The sequence below is a fragment of the Roseomonas genomospecies 6 genome (assembly GCF_008365375.1).
Classification (GTDB): domain Bacteria; phylum Pseudomonadota; class Alphaproteobacteria; order Azospirillales; family Azospirillaceae; genus Azospirillum.
In genome coordinates this window covers 16,510-34,691 of record NZ_QOKW01000002.1, presented here as the reverse complement: position 1 = coordinate 34,691, position 18,182 = coordinate 16,510, and the positions used below count along the sequence as shown (strand labels likewise).

The following is an 18,182-nucleotide window of genomic DNA, read 5'->3' as shown; positions in this document are numbered from 1 at the left end:
AAGGAGGGAGGCTAGGGCAGTCCGCCCATCGTGAAAAATGATTTGTTCAGATGGGACGGATCATGTTCGGTGATGAAGGCCGCGCGCGCTTCACGCCGCGCGCAGCCACACCGCCGTATCGTGGAAGGCGGCTCCGCCCGCGGGGGGAACCGGTTCGGGCGAGGTCAGGGTGTTGATCCCGATCCCCTCCACGAAGGCCCCGTTCGGCCAGATGCCCTCCACGATCACCACCCCGCGCGGCACCCCGGCGAAGGGTTTGGCGTGGACGACGACGCTGCCCTGCCGGTTGCCGAGGCGCACGGCGTCGCCTTCGGCCAGGGCGAGGCTTGCCGCGTCCTCCGGATGGATCAGGGCGGTGGGGCGGCCTTCGCGGCGCTGGGCGGTCACCGTCTCGGTGAAGCTGGAGTTCAGGAACTGCCGCGCCGGGGCGGTGACGAGGCGGAAGGGATGCTCCGCGTCCGCCGGGCGGCCCGGCGTCATATGGTCCGGCAGGTCCGGCAACTGGCCGGCGCCGTAGGGGCCGAGCGCCGCCCAGTCCGGCGCGAAGCGGAACCGCCCGTCCGGGAAGGCGAATCCGTTGAGGAAATGCGAGGTTTCGAAATCCGGCTGGGCGTCGATCCAGCGCCGCTCGGTCAGGGTGGCGGCGTCGGTCAGGCCGGAGGTCCTGAGCATGGAATCGATGATCTCCAGCGCGCTCATGCCGAATCCCGGATGCTCGGCGCCGACCCGGCGGGCCAGTTCGGAGATTACCCGGTGGTTTTCACGCGCCTCGAACTGCGGCTCGATCACCTTGCGGCCGATCAGGATGTGCATCTGGCCGCCGCCGCGGTAGAGGTCGTCATGCTCCAGGAAGGTGGTGGCGGGGATGACGATGTCGGCCAACTGCGCCGTGTCGGTCATGAACTGCTCGTGCACCGCCACGAACAGGTCGTCGCGCAGGAAACCCCGGCGGACGCGGGCGCTGTCCGGGCAGATCGCCGCCGGGTTGGTGTTCTGGATCAGCATGGCGGTGACGGGCGGGCCGCCCGCGATGTCCTCCCCCGTCAGCACCGCGCCGATGCGCGACTGGTCGAAGCCGCGGACCGACGTGTCCAGACGGTCCAACCCCTCCGACAGGGTGCGGTCGATGCTGTAGATGCCGGAGGAGCAGTAGAGCGCCCCGCCGCCCTTGTGCGCCCAGGCGCCGGTGACCACGGGCAGGCAGGACACCGCGTGCATCTGCGCCGCCCCGTTGTGGCCGCGCGTCAGACCGTAGCCGAGCCGCAGATAGCTGCGCCTGGTGACCCCGTAGAGGCGGGCGAATCCGGTGATCTCCTCCACCGTCAGGCCGGTGATGGCCGCCGCCCATTCCGGCGTGCGGGTGGCGAGATGCGCCTCCAGCCGGTCCGCCCCGGCGGCGTAACGGTCGAGATAGGCGCGGTCGGCCAGTCCTTCGCGGAACAGGACGTGCATCACCGCGCAGGCCAGCGCGCCGTCGGTGCCGGGGCGCAGCATCAGATGGATGTCCGACACCTCCGCCGTGCCGGTGCGGTAGGGATCGACGGTGACCAGCTTCGCCCCGCGGCCCTTTCGGGCCCGGCTGACGTGGGTCATCACGTTGACCTGGGTCGCCACCGGATTGCCGCCCCAGTTCACGATCAGATCGCTGTCCGCCATCTCGCGCGGGTCGGCCCCGCGGATGTCGCCGTGGCCGGCCAGCCAGCCCATGTTGGCCGGGGTGTCGCAGACCGTGCTGATCTGCCGGGAATAGCCCTTCGCGTGGCGCAGCCGCTGGATGGCGCCGCGCTGCACCAGCCCCATGGTGCCGGCGTAGAAGTAGGGCCAGACGGCTTCGGGTCCGTAACGCCGCTCGGCGTCCAGGAAGGCGTCGGCGATGCGGTCCAGCGCCTCGTCCCAGCCGATCTCCGCCCATTGGCCGGACCCCTTCGGGCCGGTGCGCCGCAGCGGCGTCTTCAGCCGGTCGGGGGAGTGCGCGCGCTCCGCGTAGCGGCTGACCTTCGCGCAGATGACGCCCGCCGTGTAGCTGTTGGCGGCGGCCCCGCGCACCTTGCCGATGCGGTCCGGCGCCAGCCGCTCCACCTCCAGGGCGCAGGTGCTGGGGCAATCGTGCGGGCAGGCGGTCGGCAGGAAGACGGAAGTCACGGAGGGACGCCTCGGCGCGGGTAAAGCGAAGGGCAGCTTATGTCCGGCATCACGCTTTCCGCAACCGGTCGGGATTGTTTAAGGGCTGCCATCAGATTTCAATATTGCAGCCCTATCCTTGTGGAGACGCATCGTGGAAAGATGTATGTTTCCTTCAAAATGCTCGCTTGAGTCGGCATAGGCGCCGCTGAAAGAGCGAAACGACACGACAAAGGAAAGCCTTATGAACGCGAACGTTGCCGGAAGCGTCCGGCGGACTCTGCGGAACGGGGCGCTGGGCACCCTGTTCGGGGCGATGATCGGCGCCATCGCCGGAATGGCCGCTCCGGGGATCGCCGCGGCACGGGCGGACGGCGTCAAGCTGGGCTATGTGGAGTTTCCGCCCTACACCCAGACCGACGGCGGCACCGCGAAGGGCAGCCTGATCGAAGCCTTCGACAAGGCCGCCAAGGCCGCGGGCATCGCCTACACCGCCGAATCGGCGCCGGCCCGCCGTCTCTTCTCCGGGATCGCGGACGGCGAGTTCAACGTCTTCCTGGGCATCCGCACGGTCAAGGAATTCGAAGGCGCCACGCTGGTCAGCGCCGCTCCCATCGCCCGGATCGAGCTGAACGCCTACGGCATCGGCGAAGCCCCGGCGGTGAAGGCGAAGGAGGACCTGTCGGGCAAGGCGGTCATCGCGCTGAACGGCTATTCCTATGGCGGCTGGCGTGTCTGGATGGAGGACCCGGCCAACAAGGTGCAACTGATCGATGCGCGCACCGCCGATCAGGCGCTCCAGCTTCTCCAGGCCGGGCGCGCGCCGACGCTTCTGCAATATTCCCTGCCGATGCAGCAGGCGCTGGGCGGGAAGGCCCTGCCGGAGCTGAAGGCCACGCCGGTCCAGAGCCTGGACGTCTACATCGTCGTGTCGAAGAAGACTCCGGACGCCGAGGCGGTTCTCGCGAAGCTCGAAGCCGGCTTCAAGGCGACCCAGTAACGCCGCGGCTGGCGGCGCCGGCCGTTCAGCAAGGCGGTTCCCAAGCTTAGGAAAAGGGCGGATCATGACGGTCAATGGGTCGGCGAGCGGGAATCAGGGCGGTGGATTGGGACTGCGCCTGCGGGCGCTGCTTCTGATCGGCGGCGTGCTTCTGGTCTATCAGGTGCTGGCCATCGCCTGGGGCGTGCACGGTTCGGCCCATCAGGCGAAGGAGACGCTGGCGGCCCGCGCCGACATGGTGGCCACGCTCCAGGCCCGCGCGGCGGCCATCCCGCTTTACGACTTCGACACCGAGCAGGTGCGCGAGGTCGCCAGGGCGCCGTCCTCCGACCCGGATTTCCTCGGCGCGCTGGTGCGCGACGACAAGGCCAAGCTGGTGGCCGAGGTCGGCGACACCAAAGCCGCGAAGGGCTTCATCGAGGTGGTGAAGCCCATTGTCGGCGGGCAGGCCGGTCAGCGCAAGACCATCGGCGAGTTCGTCCTGCGCCTGCGCACGGACCGGGTGGAGGCGCGGGTGACCGCCGACGCGGTGACCCAGAGCGCGGTCGGGGCGGTCGCCTTCCTCGCCATCATGGCGGCGCTCTACCTCGTCGTGTCGGCCATCACGCGCCCGCTGATGCAGATCACCGCCATGGTCGGGCGGCTGGCCCAGGGGGACTATGCGGTTGCCGTCCCGGCCCTGGACCGCCGCGACGAGATGGGCGCCATGGCCCGGACCATCGACGTGCTGCGCCAGAACGCCCAGCACCGGCAGCAGCTCGAAGCCGAGAAGCTGGCCCGTCAGGCGGAGGAGGCCCATCGCGGCGAACGGCTGACCCGCCTCGCCGCCGATTTCGACCGCTCGGTCCAGGCGACGGTCGGCGAGGCCTCCGCCGCCGCCTCGCAGATGAAGGGCAGCGCCGGCAGCATGCTGGACAGCGCGCTGCGCGCCGACCAGTGCAACGCCTCGGTGGCCGGCGCCGCCGACGAGACCAGCCGCACCGTGCAGACCGCCAGCGCCGCGGCGGAACAGCTCACCCAGTCGATCCGCGGCATCGCCGACAGCGTGAAGCAGTCGGTCGCCATCTCCGCCCAGGCGATCGACCGCGCCGATGCCAGCCGCAAGACGGTGGAGGCTCTGGCCGCCGGCGCCGCCAAGATCGGCGAGATCACCAGCCTGATCACCTCCATCGCCGGGCAGACCAACCTGCTTGCCCTGAACGCGACCATCGAGGCGGCACGGGCGGGGGAGATGGGCAAGGGCTTCGCCGTGGTGGCGAGCGAGGTGAAGAATCTCGCCAGCCAGACCGCCAAGGCGACGGAGGAGATCGCTGCCCAGATCGGCGCCATCCAGTCGGTGACCCAGGAAACCGTCTCCGCCATCGGCGCCATCACCGAAACCATCGGCCAGCTCAGCCAGCGTTCGTCGGAAATCGCGTCCGCGGTGGAGGAGCAGTTGGCTGCGACGGGGGAGATTGCCGAGAGGGTCCGCACCGTGGCCGGCGAGGCCGACACGGTGACCCGCAGCATCGCGGTTGCCTCCGGCGCGTCGGCGGAGGTGGCGACGGCGGCCCGCCAGTCGGTGGAGGTCGCCCAGACCCTTCAGGCCCGCTTCGTCGAGCTGCGCGACGAGGTGCAGAGGTTCCTCTCCTCGATCAAGGCGGCGTAGCCCGCGCCGCCCGAGGGACGGGAAGGGCGGGTGGAAACGCCCGCCCCCGGCAACTTGCGTTTCCGGTTTCCGCCCCGCCGCACTAGGATGCCGCTCCCGAACGGCGAGGACGATGATGGAAGACGGATTGAAGTGCCCGAAGTGCAACTCCGAGCATGTCTATCAGGATGGCATGCTGTGGATCTGCCCCGAGTGCGCGCATGAATGGAACCCGCAGGCCGACGGTGCCGCGGTTGCGGACGCCGCAGCGGATCAGGGGGTGCGGGACGCCAACGGGAATGCGCTGACCGACGGCGATTCGGTGACCGTCATCAAGGATCTGAAGGTCAAGGGTTCGTCCCTCGTCGTCAAGGGCGGGACCAAGGTGAAGAACATCCGTCTGGTGGACGGGGCCGACGGGCACAACATCGCCTGCAAGATCGACGGCATCGGCGCGATGAACCTGAAGTCGGAGTTCGTCAAGAAGGCGTGACGGAACCCGGTTTCTCCGAAAAGCAAAACCCCTCGCCGGAGCGCTCCGGCGAGGGGTTTTGCTTTTGGGGCTTCACCCGCGGACAGGAGATTACATCATCCCCAGCGCACGCGGCAGCCACAGGGAGACGATCGGCACGTAGGTGACCAGCACCAGGAAGCCCAGCATCGCCAGCAACCACGGCCAGACGGCCACGGTCAACTCGGTGATGCCCATCTTGGTGATGCCCGACGCGACGTAGAGGTTCAGGCCCACCGGCGGGTGGCACATGCCGACCTCCATGTTCACGACCATCATGATGCCGAAATGCACCGGATCGATGCCCAGCTTGATGGCGACCGGGAACAGGATCGGCGCCATGATGAGCACGATCGACGACGGCTCCATGAAGTTGCCGGCCATCAGCAGAAGGATGTTCGTCACCAGAAGGAAGGCGATCACGCCCAGGCCCTGTGCGACGATCCAGTCGGCGATGCCCTGCGGGATGTTCTCCGACGTCAGCACGAACGAGAACAGCACCGCGTTCGTGATGATGTAGAGCAGCATCGCCGACATGCTGGCCGAGGACAGCAGCACCTTCGGCACGCCGCGCAGCGGCATGTCCTTGTAGACGAAGACCGCGATGATGAAGGCGTAGACGGCGCTCATCGCCGCGGCCTCGGTCGGCGTGAAGATGCCCGAATAGATGCCGCCGATGACGATGACGATCAGCAGAAGACCCCAGATCGCCTCTCGGAACGCCCTCAGCCGCTCGACGCCGCTGGCCTTCGGCAGGCGGGGGTAGCCGAACTTGCGCGCGCGGTACCAAGTGACGCCGCCGAGAATCGACGCCAGCATCAGGCCGGGGATGACGCCCGCCATGAAGAGCTGTCCGACCGAGGCGGCGTGCGGGCTGCCGCTGGTGGCGACCGAGTACATCACCATCACGATGGACGGCGGGATCAGGATGCCCAGCGCGCCCGACGTGGTGATGACGCCGGCGCCGAACTGCCTCGGGAAGCCCTGAGCCACCATCGCCGGCAGCACGATGGAGCCGATGGCCACCACCGTCGCCGGGCTGGAGCCGGAAACCGCCGCGAACAGGGCGCAGCCCATCACGCCGGCAAGGCCGAGGCCGCCGTGCCAGTGGCCGACCATGGCCGTGGCGAAGTTGATCATGCGCCGCGCCACGCCGCCGTGCGTCAGGAAGTTGCCGGCCAGGATGAAGAACGGGATCGCCATGATCTCGAACTTCTCGATGCCGGTGAACAGCTTCAGCGCCACGGCCTGGATCGGCACGTCGGTGAAGGCGAAGAGGAAGGTCAGAACCGTCAGGCCGAGCGAGATGGAGATCGGCATGCCGGTCAGCATCAGGATCAGCAGAAGGCCGAAGATGATCGCGGCGCTCATCGGTCGTTCTCCTTGGTCCCGTCGCCTTTGGCCGGGTTGCCGCCGGTCTTGCGGCCTTCATGATGGGCGATGTCGTGCGGGTGCAGGTTGTCGTCCATCTCGTACCAGTTGACGTCCTGGGCGGCGCGCTGCGGGTCGGTCTTGTCCTCCTCCAGGCCCTCGACATGGCCGTGGTCGTGGTGCGGCAGTTCGCCCGTGCGCAGGAAATTCACCATCACCTGAAGGAAGCGGAAGCACATCAGGTAGGAGCCGACCGGGATCGCCAGATAGATGATCCACATCGGCCATTCCAGGTCCGCCGACACCTGCTCGGTGTCCGACATGTGCCAGACGAAATTGGTGCCCATGGTGCCGACCAGCCCGGTGAACAGCGCACCCGCCAGCAGGCCGAACACGATAAATTTCGACCGCATCGGGCTGGACAACTGGTTGATGACGACGTCCACACCCACATGGATGCCGGTACGGACGCCGTAGGCGGCACCGAACTTCGCCATCCAGACGAACATGTAGATGCACAGCTCCTGCGCCCAGGCCAAATTCCAGTGAAGGATGTAGTCCTGGATAACGGGGATGCCGGAAGCATAACGGTGAACGACGGCGACGAAGATGATCGTCGTCGCCGCGGCCATCAGGAAGGCGATAAGAATCTCCTCCAGATGGTCTAGGATTTTCATGGGCATGGTGGCTCCGCGCGCAGGAGGAAGCACCCGCGTCTTTCGCGCGGGCGCTTGCCGAAGGCCGTGCTTTGGTTTTTTCTTGATCAGGACGGGCGGCTAAGCCGCCCGGTCAGGCACTCTAAATCATTCGCACTTGGCGGCGTCGGTCTCCGCCTTGATGCTGGTCAGCAGTTCCTTGCCGACGCGCGACGCCATGTCCTCGTGGACCGGCAGCATGGCCTGGCGCCACGACGCGCGCTCGTCCTTGGTCAGCTCGTAGAACTTGGTCTTGCCGGCGGCCTTCATCGCCTCCAGCGCCTTGTCGTTCTCTTCCTGGGCGATGTTGTTGGCGTACTCGGTCGCTTCCTTCATCGCACCGTCGAGCTGGGTGCGGACGTCCGCCGGCAGGCCGTCCCAGAACTTCTTGTTCACGATGACCGCGTAGCCCAGATAGCCGTGGTCGGAGAGCGTGGCGTGGCTCTGCACCTCGTGCATCTTCTGGGTGTACATGTTGGACGGCGGGTTCTCGGTGCCGTCGACGACGCCGGTCTGCAGCGCCTGATAGACCTCGGAGAAGGCCATCACCTGCGGCAGGGCGCCGAGGGCGCGCATCTGCGCGTCCAGCACCTTCGACGACTGGATGCGCATCTTCAGGCCCTTGAAGTCCGCCGTGGCGTGCAGCGGCTTGTTGGCGCTCATGATCTTGAAGCCGTTGTCCCAATAGGCCAGACCGGTGATGCCCTTGTTCTCCAGCTTCTGGAAGAGCTGCTTGCCGATCGTGCCGGTGGTGACCTTCACCAGGGCGGCCTTGCAGGGGAAGATGTAGGGCAGGTCGAAGATCTCGAATTCCTTGGCGCCCAGCGGGCCGAACTTGGCCAGCGACGGGGCCAGCATCTGGACGGCGCCGAGCTGCAGGGCCTCAAGCTCTTCCTTGTCCTTGTAGAGCTGGCTGTTCGGATAGACCTCGACCTTCACCTTGCCGCCGGTGCGCTGTTCGGCCAGTTGCTTGAACTTTTCGGCGCCCTTGCCCTTCGGGGTCTCCGGGGCGACGACGTGGCTGAACTTGATGACGATCGGCTCCTGCGCGGTGGCGGCGGTGGCGGCCATCATGCAGCCGGCGGCGACGGTGGCGCACAGCAGCGAGACGAACTTCATAGGGGTCATCCTCCATTGTTGTTGGGCGGACTGATAGTCCGACCTTTGATATTCTTTCATTGTTCGATAATTTCGCCCTGGCCGCTATTGTGGAAATCCGTAGCTATGACCGAGACGAAGCGGCCACCGTGCCCATACCTTTGCCATCCATGACGAACAGCGCTTCGAACACCGTCTCCGGCAACGCCGCCTCGGGCCTTGGGCATCGCGGTCCGGTGCAGGCCATGCCCATCGTGGCGATGGCGCTGGTGGTGCTTCTGTTCGGCGTCTTTCTGTGGGTTCTCCACCGCAGCGAACGGGAGGAGGAGACTCTCACCCTCATCAAGGACGTGTTGTGGGTGGAGCAGAACCTCCATTTCCAGCTCACCTCCGACGAGGAAAAGCTTCAGCATCTGGCGGAAACGCTGGGGCGGGACGACGCCACCCCGGTGAACTTCACGGTCATGGCGCGTCACATCGTCACCGTCAATCCGGCGATCCAGCGGGTGGTGCGGCTCGACAGCCAAGGTCGCCCGGTGCGGTCGGAGCCGCCGGTGGACGACGGGCCGGTCCTGGACGACGCCTTCGGACCCAGCCCGCGCGCCGATGCCTTCCTGATCGCCCGCTCCTCGGGCCGGCGGGCCTATTCCGCGCCCTACCGGCTGGGCGGAACGGACAGCGCCTTCGAGGTCGTCATTCCCATCTTCCGCGGGCAGGAATTCGCGGGCGCGCTGTCCGGCGTCCTGTCCATCGATGCCCTGCTGACCCACCATGTCCCCTGGTGGTTCGCCCAGCGCTACCAGCTCGAGGTCGTCGACCATTACGGCGCGGTTCTGGGGACCAAGTCGCGCATCGCCATGCCGGAGCCGCGGCGCAGTCACATCGTTCCCTTCGACCCGCCGGGCCACGGCCTGACCCTGGTCGCCACGCTGCATCAGGTGTCCGGCAACGTCGGGCGCAACATCCTGGTCGCGGCGATCTTCGCCCTGACGGTCTCGGCGCTGTGGAGCCTGTGGGCGGTGCGCCGCCACATCGCCCGGCGCATCCGGGCCGAGGAGGCCCTGCGCGCCGAGCACGCCTTCCGCAAGGCGATGGAGGACAGCCTGACGGTGGGCATGCGGGCCCGCGACCTGGACGGGCGCATCATCTACGTGAATCCGGCCTTTTGCCGGATGGTCGGCTGGTCGGCGGAGGAGCTGGTGGGCTCCGGCCCGGTCATGCCTTATTGGCTGCCCGAGGATCTGGCCCACACGGAGGAGGTCTTCCGCGCCGTGCTGGCCGGCAACGCGCCGGCAAACGGGTTCGAGCTGTGCTTTCGCCGCTCCAACGGCGAACGGTTCGACGCGCTGATCTACGAGGCGCCGCTGATCGACGCCAAGGGGCGCCACACCGGCTGGATGGGCTCGGTCCTCGACATCACCGAGCGCAAGCGGGCCGAGGAGCTGGCCCGCCAGCAGCAGGAGCGGCTCCAGCAGACGGCGCGCCTCATCACCATGGGCGAGATGGCCTCCACCCTGGCGCATGAGTTGAACCAGCCGCTGTCGGCCATCGCCAGCTATTGCACCGGCTGTCTCAACCGCCTTCAGGCCGGCAGCATCCGGCCGGACGAGCTGGCGACGGCGCTCGACAAGCTGTCCGGGCAGGCCAGACGCGCCGGCCAGATCATCCGGCGCATCCACGACTTCGTGCGCAAGAGCGAACCGAACGTCGCCCCCTGCTGTCTGGCGCGGGTCCTGGAGGATTGCGTGGCGCTGATGGACGCCGACGCCCGGCAGCAGGGGGTGAAGCTGGAGCTGGAGACGGGCGACGGCCTGCCGGCGGTGATGGCCGACCGAATCCTGCTGCAGCAGGTGGTTGTGAACCTGATGCGCAACGGCATCGAGGCGATGGCGGCGACCCGGCGCGACCGGCGCCGGCTGAGCGTCGCGGTGCAGGCGGTGGACGGGGCGGTCCTGACGCGCATCCGTGACCGCGGTTGTGGAATTTCCCCCGAAAATGCGGAAAAACTGTTCTCTCCCTTCTTCACCACCAAGACCGAGGGCATGGGCATGGGCCTGAACATCTGCCGGTCCATCATCGAGCACCATCAGGGACGCCTGTGGTTCGAGCCCGCCCCGGACGGCGGCACCGTGTTCCTCTTCTCCCTTCCCGTGCATGCCGAGGCGCCCGGGCCGGGCGGCGCCGCCTCCCAGGATGCAGGAGCGGACCATGCCTGAACCGAGGCTGCACATCGTCGACGACGACGAGGCGATCCGCGACGCCCTGGGCTGGCTGTTCCAGTCGCGCAACGTGCCGGTTGCCTCCTGGCCGTCGGCGGAGGCGTTCCTGGCCGACTACGACCCCGCCATGGCCGGCTGCCTTCTGCTGGACATCCGCATGGAGGGTATGAGCGGGCTGGAGCTGTTCGACCGGCTGACCGCCATGGGCTGCCGGATGCCCGTGCTGTTCCTGACCGGCCACGGCGACGTGCCCATCGCCGTGTCGGCACTCAAGAAGGGCGCCCGCGACTTTGTGGAGAAGCCCTTCAACGACAACGACCTCGTCGATCGGGTGATCGAGGCGCTGGCCTTCGACGCCGGGGAACGGGTACGGCAGGCGGGGCAGGCCGGCGTGGCCGCCCGGCTGGCGACGCTGACCCAGCGCGAACGGCAGGTGATGGAGCTGGTGGTGGCCGGCAAGCTGAACAAGGTCATCGCCGACGAGCTGGGCATCAGCATGCGGACCGTCGAGGTTCACCGCGCTCACGTCTTCGAGAAGATGGGCGTCAAGACCGCCGTGGAACTCGCCCGCATTCTCGCGGCGGTGGGTTGAGGCGCGGATTTGGTCAACCGACGGGCTTGACAGGCGGACGGATGCGGGCGACCCATTGGGATGGGAAGCGCGCCGTCTTCCCACGTTCCAACCCCGACGCCATCCCGTTTCCGTCACCGGTCGGAGAGTGCCTTGCGCCTGCCCTCATCGACGCTTGGCCTGGGGCTTGCCGCCATCGCCCCGCTGCTGCTGTTCCTGGCGGTGGTGGTCTGGATTCTCGATCTCAGGCAACAGGACGTTCTGGCGGCGGAGCTGGCGGCGCAGGCGCGCTCGGTGATGGTCGCCATCGACCGGGAGCTGGAGAGCAAGGCCCGCCCGCTGGAGCTTCTGGCGGCGCTGGGCCGCGATGCCGTGCACGACCTGCCGCTGCTGAGATCGGAGGCGGTGGAGGCCGTGCGCAGCCAGCCGGGCTGGCTGGCGATCGGGCTGGTGGATGTGGAGAGGCTGTCCTTCCTGCTGCACAGCCAGTTCCCTCTGGGCGCGCCGCTGCCGCCGCCGCGGCTGGACGACGTGACCCGGAAGGTGGCCGCCACCCGCCGGACGGTGGTCGGCGGGGTGCTGCCCCCAGGCGGACCGCCGGGGCGTCCGGCCTTGATCGTCCGGGCGCCGGTCCTCGCCCCGGAGGGCGGTCCGGACCAGCCCGTCCGCCATGTGCTGTCGCTGGCGGTCGCCCTGGACGGCTTGGACGCCGTGCTGCGCGGATCGGGGGTTCCACCGGCCTGGACGGTCTCGGTCGTGGACCCGGCCATGATCATCGCCGCACGGTCGCGCGACCCCGAGAGGCATGTGGGGCATTATGTCTCGGACCACATGGTGTCCATGCTGAAGGAGAATCATTCCCGCCTGTTCTCGGCGACGACGCGGGAAGGGCAGGAGGCTCTGATGCTGGCTCACCGGTCGCAGCAGACCGGCTGGTCGATCATCGTGGCCGTGCCGTACGAGCAGGTCAGCAGCCGTCTGAACCAGACGCGCACCACCATCCTGGCCGGTGCGGCGGGTGCCGGTCTGGCGACGCTGGTGCTGTCGCTGGTGGTGACGCGCCACGCCCGCCGCCGCCGTCACGCGGAAGCCGAGGCGCGTCGGGCCCGCGAGGCCATGCTGGTGGAGCAGCGGCGCCGTCTGGAGTCGGAAAAGGACCATGCGGAGGCCGCGAACCGGGCCAAGTCCGATTTCCTCGCCAACATGAGCCACGAACTGCGCACCCCGCTGAACGCGATCATCGGCTTCAGCGAGGCGCTGCTGTCCGGCCTGTTCGGCCCGAGCCCGCCCAAGCACCAGGAATACATCGGCAGCATCCATGCCTCCGGCCAGCATCTGCTGTCGCTGGTCAACGACGTGCTGGACATGGCGAAGATCGAAGCGGGCCGGCTGGAACTGTACCCGGAACCGGTCCCGGTCGCCGTCCTGCTGGGCGAGTGTCTGGAGCTGATGGAGGCGCTGGCCGATCAGAAAGGCGTGCGGATGGTGGGGGCGCCCGTCGAGCCCGGCCTTACGGTGGTCGCGGACAACATCCGGCTGCGGCAGGCGGTGCTGAACCTGTTGTCCAACGCCATCAAGTTCACTCCGTCGGGAGGGCATGTGCGGGCGGAGGCGGCGCGCGGGGAGGACGGCAGCGTGACCCTGACCATCGCCGATTCCGGTGTCGGGATGTCGCCGGAAGACATCCAGATCGCGCTGGAGCCCTTCCGGCAGGTGAACAGCTACATGACCAAGGCACAGTCCGGAACCGGGCTGGGACTGCCCCTTGCCAAGCGCTTCGTGGAGGCTCATGGCGGGCGGCTGGAACTGCGCAGCGCCCCCGGGGAAGGCACGGTGGTGCGCATCGTCCTGCCGGGAACGCCGCCCGCCACCCCGTCGGCCGATGGCCGGGTCGTGTCGGCGTCGAAGGCGGGGTAAGAGGGCGGCCCGCGGTCAGGCCGCCATGCGCTTCAGCCGGGCTTCCATGCCTTCGATTCCATTCACCAGCTCCTCCGCGGTCTGGTCGGCGATGGCGCGGGCGAAGGGCCACGCGTCGTCGGTGGCGATGCGCGCCGCCTCGACGCGCGCGCACAGCCGGTTGCGCTGGCCGCGCAGGACGTCGAGCGTTCGCTCCATCTCTTCCCGGGTCATGTTCTCGTGAGTGTCCGGACCGGACCGCTCCACCAGCGACCGCAGCCGGTCCAGCCGGTCGGCGGTTGCCCGAAGCAGGTCGCGGCACTTGGCGTCATGGGCGTGCCGATCGCGGCAGCTCATTTCTCACTCCTCCTCTCGGATCGCTTGGGTAACACCTTCCCGATGCCCGACCCATGTCTCAGGGCGGTGCTGCACAGCAAAAACACGACTTTTGAAAACATTGTGCATCGCAAAAGAGCATCGTTGCTGCAGCGCCAAATCACGATGTCCGTCCGTCTGCCCTTCATATACATATGAAAAGCATTTTTAGTTCCCAGGGACTTGGAATTTTGCGTGTCCCGAACGGGTGATAGCAATCGGCACCGCTCCGAGTTTTTTGGTTTTCTTGGAGCCGTTCCGATTCTTTGTGCAGGAATGGTCCCGCCACGTCAAGCGGGGCAGGGGTGTAAGTCTACGGCGATTTGTCGCAGCCGAAGGGCAGTGCCCTATGGGCGCCGGTCGGAAACAGAACGGAGCGGAAGGACGTGTCCAGTCCCGAAAGAAATCGGCTTCCGCCTGGATTGAAGGGGCGGTTTACGACAGAAGGACCGCCGCCGTTTCTGCATCGGGCGGCCGGTGGACCAGGGCTGTTGTTCCGGTGACTTGTCCAGACGGGGGAGTGTGGCGCCCTTTACTCCGCCGCGATGCCGTAAGGGAAGCCTTCGGTGTTGGCCGGTTCCGGCAGCGGGGCTGCCTGCTGCGCCGCAGCCTGGCTGGGGCAGGTCGGGCATTGGTTCGCGCAATGGCTTTGCACCATGTCCCGCATCATCGGAACGCACTTGCCGCATTGAACCTGACGCTCGTAATGCCGGAAAACCGAGGCGGGCGTCCGGGCGCCATTCTCAAGTGCCTTGCTAACCTGCTTGTCGTTCAGCGCGTGGCAGATGCAGACGTACATGGGCCCCCGGCAGCGGTGCGTGTTGTGCGGTCTTGCTGAGGCCAATGTGCTGCGACTGAGAATGATTGTCAATTGATCCAGATCATGACAGGCAAATTTAAGCGGATTGCGACGCAATGTCACAGCCCGCCAGGGTGGGGTACGGCTTCGGCGGCGGCTGAGAATTGCGTCGAGCGCTCTTGCAATCCCGCTCAAGGAACGCTAGCCCCTGGGCATGAGCGACTCATCCGACAATGCGCCCGCCCTTCCGGTGCCGGGGCACACCCCGTTGGGGCAGACCATCTATCTGGCGCCCGAGGGTTTCGTGCAGGACCTCGTGGCCGAACTGGGCGACGTGGCGGCGGTCGAAGACCGGCTGGTCTTCGCCGACGGGCCGGCGCGTCCCGCCGCCTGGGCGCAGAACATCTGGCACGATCCGGTGCGGATCGAGTTCGCCTCGATCAAGGAGGGCGCGCGGGCCCTGCGTTCCATCCAGCGGAACTGGGCGCTCTGGTCGCTGCGCCATCACCGGCGCGCCAGCCTGATCCAGGAGAACCTGCCCCACGTCTCGGCCAAGCCGGTCGTCTTCCCGTCGCCGCTGCCGACCGCGCCGCTGGGGTCCTGGACGCTGCTGGACGAGAACACCATCGTCGCGGCGGCCCGCTGCTCCAGCCCCTACCGCCATGGCGAGATCGCCTTCGTCGAGAACCGGACGGTGCCGCCCAACCGCGCCTATCTGAAGCTGTGGGAGGCGCTGACCCTGTTCGGGGAGCAGCCGGGACCGGGCGACCGCTGCATCGACCTCGGCGCCTGCCCCGGCGGCTGGAGCTGGGTGCTGCACGAGCTGGGCGCCAGCGTAATCAGTGTGGATAAGGCGCCGCTCGACCCGGCCATCGCCGCCCTGCCGCGCATCGAATTCCGGCAGGAAAGCGCCTTCGGTCTGAAGCCGCAGGACGTCGGCCCGGTGGACTGGCTGTGCTGCGACGTGATCTGCTACCCCACGCGCCTGCTGCGGCTGGTGAACCAATGGATGGACAGCGGGCTGGCCAAGCGCTTCATCTGCACGCTGAAATTCCAGGCGGATACGGACCACGAGACGGCCCGCGCCTTCGCCGCCATCCCCGGCGGGCGGGTCCTGCACCTGCACCACAACAAGCACGAGCTGACCTGGATGTGGCCGGCGGGTCCGCTCTGACGACGCTTACGCCCGGCGCAGGGCCAGATCCAACGCCGGCTTGAGGATCGACGCGGCGCCGTAGCCGATCTCCACCACCTCCTCCGCCCGGTCGAACTCCAGGATGCCGACGTGGGCGAGGCGTGGAGCGATCAGCACGTCCGGCGGCTCTCCGGCCAGGCGGGAGCGGGTGATGCGGTCCTGCATGATGTCGATGGACCCGGCCATCACGTCCATCACGTTGGGGGTGACGTTGGGGGCCGGGGTGCGTTCGAGCTGGTCGGCCAGGAAACGCGTCCGCGCCGCCGGGCGCCGCCCCATCCAGGAGGCGATCTGCGAGGTCAGCGTGGAGAAGACCGGCGAGGTCGCGTCGCCCGCCGGGGCCATCGCCACCTCCGGAACCGGTGCTTCGGCGTGCATCTGGACGGGCTTCGCCTCCGCCGCCTTCCGCAGCTTCGCGGCCCCGCGCCCGGAGGGGCGGCTCAGCGGCGACAATTCGCTGTTCAGATTGACCGCGATCACCACGTCGGCGCCCAGCGCGCGGCAGAGCGACACCGGCACCGGATTGACCAGTGCCCCGTCCACCAGCCAGTGATCGTCGCGCCGCACCGCCGGGAACAGGCCCGGCATGGCGGCGGACGCCTGCACCGCGCTGAGCAGGGGACCGTCGCGCAGCCAGATCTCCCGCCCGGTGCCGAGGTCGGTGGCGACCGCGGCGAAGGGCTTGTGGAGCTGGTCGATGGTGACCTCGGTCCGGTGGTTGCGGAACCGGTCGAAGGTGCGGTCGGCGGCCAGCAATCCGCCCCGGCGGAAGGTCAGGTCGATGATGCCCAGCATGCCGAGCCAGCCCATGCTCTGCGCCCAGGCCTGCAATTCGTCCAACTGGTCCGTCAGATAGGCCGCCCCGACCACCGCGCCGATTGAGGTTCCGCAGATCACGTCGGGCTCGACCCCGATCTCCTCCAGCGCGCGCAGAACCCCGATGTGCGCCCAACCGCGCGCCGCCCCGCTGCCCAGGGCCAGTCCGATCTTCAGTCCGCTCACCGCCAGCACCTCGTGTTTTGTTCGGGCTTGGTGTTTTGTTCGGGCTTGGTCAGGCTTCTCCGGCGCCGCCGCGTCGATGGGTATCCAAAGGGATCTGGGGTGCCGGTGCGCCGGGAGGAACCCTTCCATCCGTGGGATGCGGATCGCGCCCCAGGGCTGCCCAAGGGGGATACCGAAAATTGTACCCGCTTTTGCCTTCTATTTGACTTGTATCATGTTTTCTTCCCATTACCTGTGGCATTCGAGTGGATGAAAGAGTTTCCGGGCGACGTTAACCAAACATCAACTGGAAACGTCCAATGTCGCTTTCAGCACGGACAATCAGGGATGGCGGAGGTTGCCATGGCCCAGGAACTCAAGAGCTTCAAGAAGGATTGGCAGCGTTGGTCGGCTGCGGAAAAGCTGACGGCGGTCGCCATCCTGATCGTCGCCGCCGTCGCGCTGGGCGGCCCGGTGACGATCCTTCTGTGATGCTTGCCGGGTGACCGGCGCCTCCCGCCTCACAAAAGCGAGGCGAGGGCCGCGATCCCGAACCCTCCCAGCACCGCGCCCGAGCCGCGGTTGATCCACAGCATGGCGGCGGGCGTGACCCGGCGCCGGAACGCCCCGACCGAGGCGCTGAGACCCAACCACCACAAGGCCGAACCGCTGAAGACGCCCGCGACGAGCAGGGCGGCCACGGTGGTACTGTTCCCCTCGCCGGCCGCCGAAACGCCCAGCCCGCCGAACACCGCGGCGAAGCTGAGGATCGTCGCCGGGTTGGCAAGCGTCAGCGCGAAGGTGGAGGCATAGGCGCCGGCCAGACCGGCGGCTCCGCCGGCTGCCGCGGGCCGCTCCGCCGGACGGGCGCGCAGGGTGCTCCACCCCAGCCACAGCAGCATCAGGCCGCCCACCAGCTTCAGCGTCACCTGCGCCCCGATCAGCGCGTCGGTCACCAGTGCCACCCCGAAGCCGGCGATGGCGCCATAGACCGCGTCCGCGCTGGCCGCTCCCAGCCCGCTGGCGAAGCCGTGCGCCGGCCCGTCGGACAGGGTGCGGCGGATGCACAGCAGCCCGATCGGCCCGACCGGGGCGGCGATGCTGAAGCCGATGACGAGGCCCTTCAGGAGGGCCGGCAGCGTGTCCATGGCGGACGCTCCGAACGGGTCAGTCTGAAACGATGGGAAGGACCGGCGTTTCCTTGACGGATGACAGCGCGATCACGGTGTGCGAGCGGACCACGCCGGGGAGGCTCTTCAGCCGGTCGGACAGGAAGCGCTCCAGCGCGTCCGTGTCCGGCACGCGAATTTTCAGCAGATAGGACCAGTCCCCGGTGACGTGGTGGCATTCCTGAACCGCCGGCATGGCGCGCATGGCCTCGCGGAAGGGCGCGTCATGCTCCGGCCGGTCCAGCAGCACCTCCACGAAGGCCAGCACGTCGAGGCCGGCGGCCTTGGGAGAGACCCGCGCGCCCCAGCCCTGAATCACGCCGTTTGCCTGCAGTTTCTTCAGCCGCTCGTTCACGGCGGACACCGACAGCCCCGCCGCAGCACCGATGTCGGCGTAGGAAGCGCGTCCGTCCACCTGGATGCGCGCTATGATTTTCCGGTCAATATCGTCCATGGCCGCAATATTTTCTGAGATGGCGACAAAAAGCAAGGCCGATTCCCGTCATTCTCCCATCCTGCGGACGTCGGCCTGCCCGACTCCTCAGCGCGGGCGG

The 18,182-nt window shown here is 67.8% G+C and carries 17 protein-coding genes; 8 read left to right on the top strand and 9 right to left on the bottom strand.

Annotated elements, in window-relative coordinates:
• Positions 1-90: 90 nt before the first annotated feature.
• Complete coding sequence (locus DS843_RS02595) at positions 91-2,142, bottom strand: molybdopterin oxidoreductase family protein (protein ID WP_149467346.1); 2,052 nt, start codon at positions 2,140-2,142, stop codon at positions 91-93.
• Between the two features lie 223 nt (positions 2,143-2,365).
• On the opposite strand from DS843_RS02595, the gene DS843_RS02590 reads away from it, so the two are divergent.
• The 3 genes from DS843_RS02590 to DS843_RS02580 all read left to right on the top strand — a co-directional run bounded on the left by DS843_RS02590 (position 2,366) and on the right by DS843_RS02580 (position 5,241).
• Positions 2,366-3,121: a substrate-binding periplasmic protein gene (locus DS843_RS02590; protein ID WP_149467345.1), complete on the top strand. Its 756-nt coding sequence runs from the start codon at positions 2,366-2,368 to the stop codon at positions 3,119-3,121.
• A gap of 64 nt (positions 3,122-3,185) precedes the next feature.
• Positions 3,186-4,769, top strand: a complete 1,584-nt coding sequence (locus tag DS843_RS31015) for a methyl-accepting chemotaxis protein (RefSeq protein WP_167525176.1) — start codon at positions 3,186-3,188, stop codon at positions 4,767-4,769.
• A 115-nt stretch (positions 4,770-4,884) separates the two neighbouring features.
• Positions 4,885-5,241: a zinc ribbon domain-containing protein YjdM gene (locus tag DS843_RS02580; RefSeq protein ID WP_149467692.1), complete on the top strand. Its 357-nt coding sequence runs from the start codon at positions 4,885-4,887 to the stop codon at positions 5,239-5,241.
• Between the two features lie 90 nt (positions 5,242-5,331).
• Here the strand turns inward: DS843_RS02580 and DS843_RS02575 are convergent, their stop codons facing one another.
• From DS843_RS02575 to DS843_RS02565, 3 genes are all read right to left on the bottom strand, one after another.
• Entirely contained in the window at positions 5,332-6,630 is a 1,299-nt protein-coding gene (locus tag DS843_RS02575; protein ID WP_149467344.1) for a TRAP transporter large permease, read from the bottom strand.
• On the bottom strand, positions 6,627-7,313 hold the full coding sequence (locus tag DS843_RS02570; protein WP_149467343.1) for a TRAP transporter small permease: 687 nt from the start codon (positions 7,311-7,313) through the stop codon (positions 6,627-6,629). The genes DS843_RS02575 and DS843_RS02570 overlap by 4 nt, the downstream gene beginning before the upstream one ends.
• A gap of 120 nt (positions 7,314-7,433) precedes the next feature.
• On the bottom strand, positions 7,434-8,444 hold the full coding sequence (locus DS843_RS02565; protein WP_149467342.1) for a TRAP transporter substrate-binding protein: 1,011 nt from the start codon (positions 8,442-8,444) through the stop codon (positions 7,434-7,436).
• Between the two features lie 149 nt (positions 8,445-8,593).
• On the opposite strand from DS843_RS02565, the gene DS843_RS02560 reads away from it, so the two are divergent.
• The 3 genes from DS843_RS02560 to DS843_RS02550 all read left to right on the top strand — a co-directional run bounded on the left by DS843_RS02560 (position 8,594) and on the right by DS843_RS02550 (position 13,130).
• Positions 8,594-10,639 (top strand): sensor histidine kinase, encoded by a 2,046-nt coding sequence (locus DS843_RS02560; protein WP_149467341.1) that lies wholly within the window; start codon positions 8,594-8,596, stop codon positions 10,637-10,639.
• Complete coding sequence (locus tag DS843_RS02555; RefSeq protein ID WP_149467340.1) at positions 10,632-11,234, top strand: response regulator transcription factor; 603 nt, start codon at positions 10,632-10,634, stop codon at positions 11,232-11,234. Before DS843_RS02560 ends, DS843_RS02555 begins: the two co-directional genes overlap by 8 nt.
• Positions 11,235-11,366: 132 nt before the next feature.
• Positions 11,367-13,130, top strand: coding sequence for a sensor histidine kinase (locus tag DS843_RS02550; protein WP_149467339.1), 1,764 nt, complete (start codon positions 11,367-11,369; stop codon positions 13,128-13,130).
• 15 nt (positions 13,131-13,145) lie between these two features.
• Here DS843_RS02550 and DS843_RS02545 read toward each other — a convergent pair whose 3' ends face one another.
• Positions 13,146-13,466, bottom strand: coding sequence for a hypothetical protein (locus DS843_RS02545; protein WP_149467338.1), 321 nt, complete (start codon positions 13,464-13,466; stop codon positions 13,146-13,148).
• 550 nt (positions 13,467-14,016) lie between these two features.
• Positions 14,017-14,283 carry a (2Fe-2S)-binding protein gene (locus DS843_RS02540; protein ID WP_149467337.1) on the bottom strand — a complete coding sequence of 89 codons (267 nt, stop codon included), beginning with the start codon at positions 14,281-14,283 and terminating at the stop codon, positions 14,017-14,019.
• Positions 14,284-14,497: 214 nt separating this feature from the next.
• Between DS843_RS02540 and DS843_RS02535 the strand changes: the two genes are divergently transcribed.
• Positions 14,498-15,457 carry an SAM-dependent methyltransferase gene (locus DS843_RS02535; protein ID WP_149467336.1) on the top strand — a complete coding sequence of 320 codons (960 nt, stop codon included), beginning with the start codon at positions 14,498-14,500 and terminating at the stop codon, positions 15,455-15,457.
• Between the two features lie 6 nt (positions 15,458-15,463).
• On the opposite strand, the gene DS843_RS02530 is transcribed toward DS843_RS02535, so the two are convergent.
• Entirely contained in the window at positions 15,464-16,480 is a 1,017-nt protein-coding gene (locus DS843_RS02530) for a patatin-like phospholipase family protein (RefSeq protein WP_353618317.1), read from the bottom strand.
• 342 nt (positions 16,481-16,822) lie between these two features.
• Between DS843_RS02530 and DS843_RS31700 the strand changes: the two genes are divergently transcribed.
• On the top strand, positions 16,823-16,951 hold the full coding sequence (locus tag DS843_RS31700; protein ID WP_286191897.1) for a hypothetical protein: 129 nt from the start codon (positions 16,823-16,825) through the stop codon (positions 16,949-16,951).
• A gap of 29 nt (positions 16,952-16,980) precedes the next feature.
• On the opposite strand, the gene DS843_RS02525 is transcribed toward DS843_RS31700, so the two are convergent.
• Complete coding sequence (locus tag DS843_RS02525) at positions 16,981-17,607, bottom strand: LysE family translocator (protein ID WP_149467334.1); 627 nt, start codon at positions 17,605-17,607, stop codon at positions 16,981-16,983.
• A 19-nt stretch (positions 17,608-17,626) separates the two neighbouring features.
• Positions 17,627-18,082, bottom strand: a complete 456-nt coding sequence (locus DS843_RS02520; RefSeq protein WP_149467333.1) for an Lrp/AsnC family transcriptional regulator — start codon at positions 18,080-18,082, stop codon at positions 17,627-17,629.
• Positions 18,083-18,182: the final 100 nt, after the last annotated feature.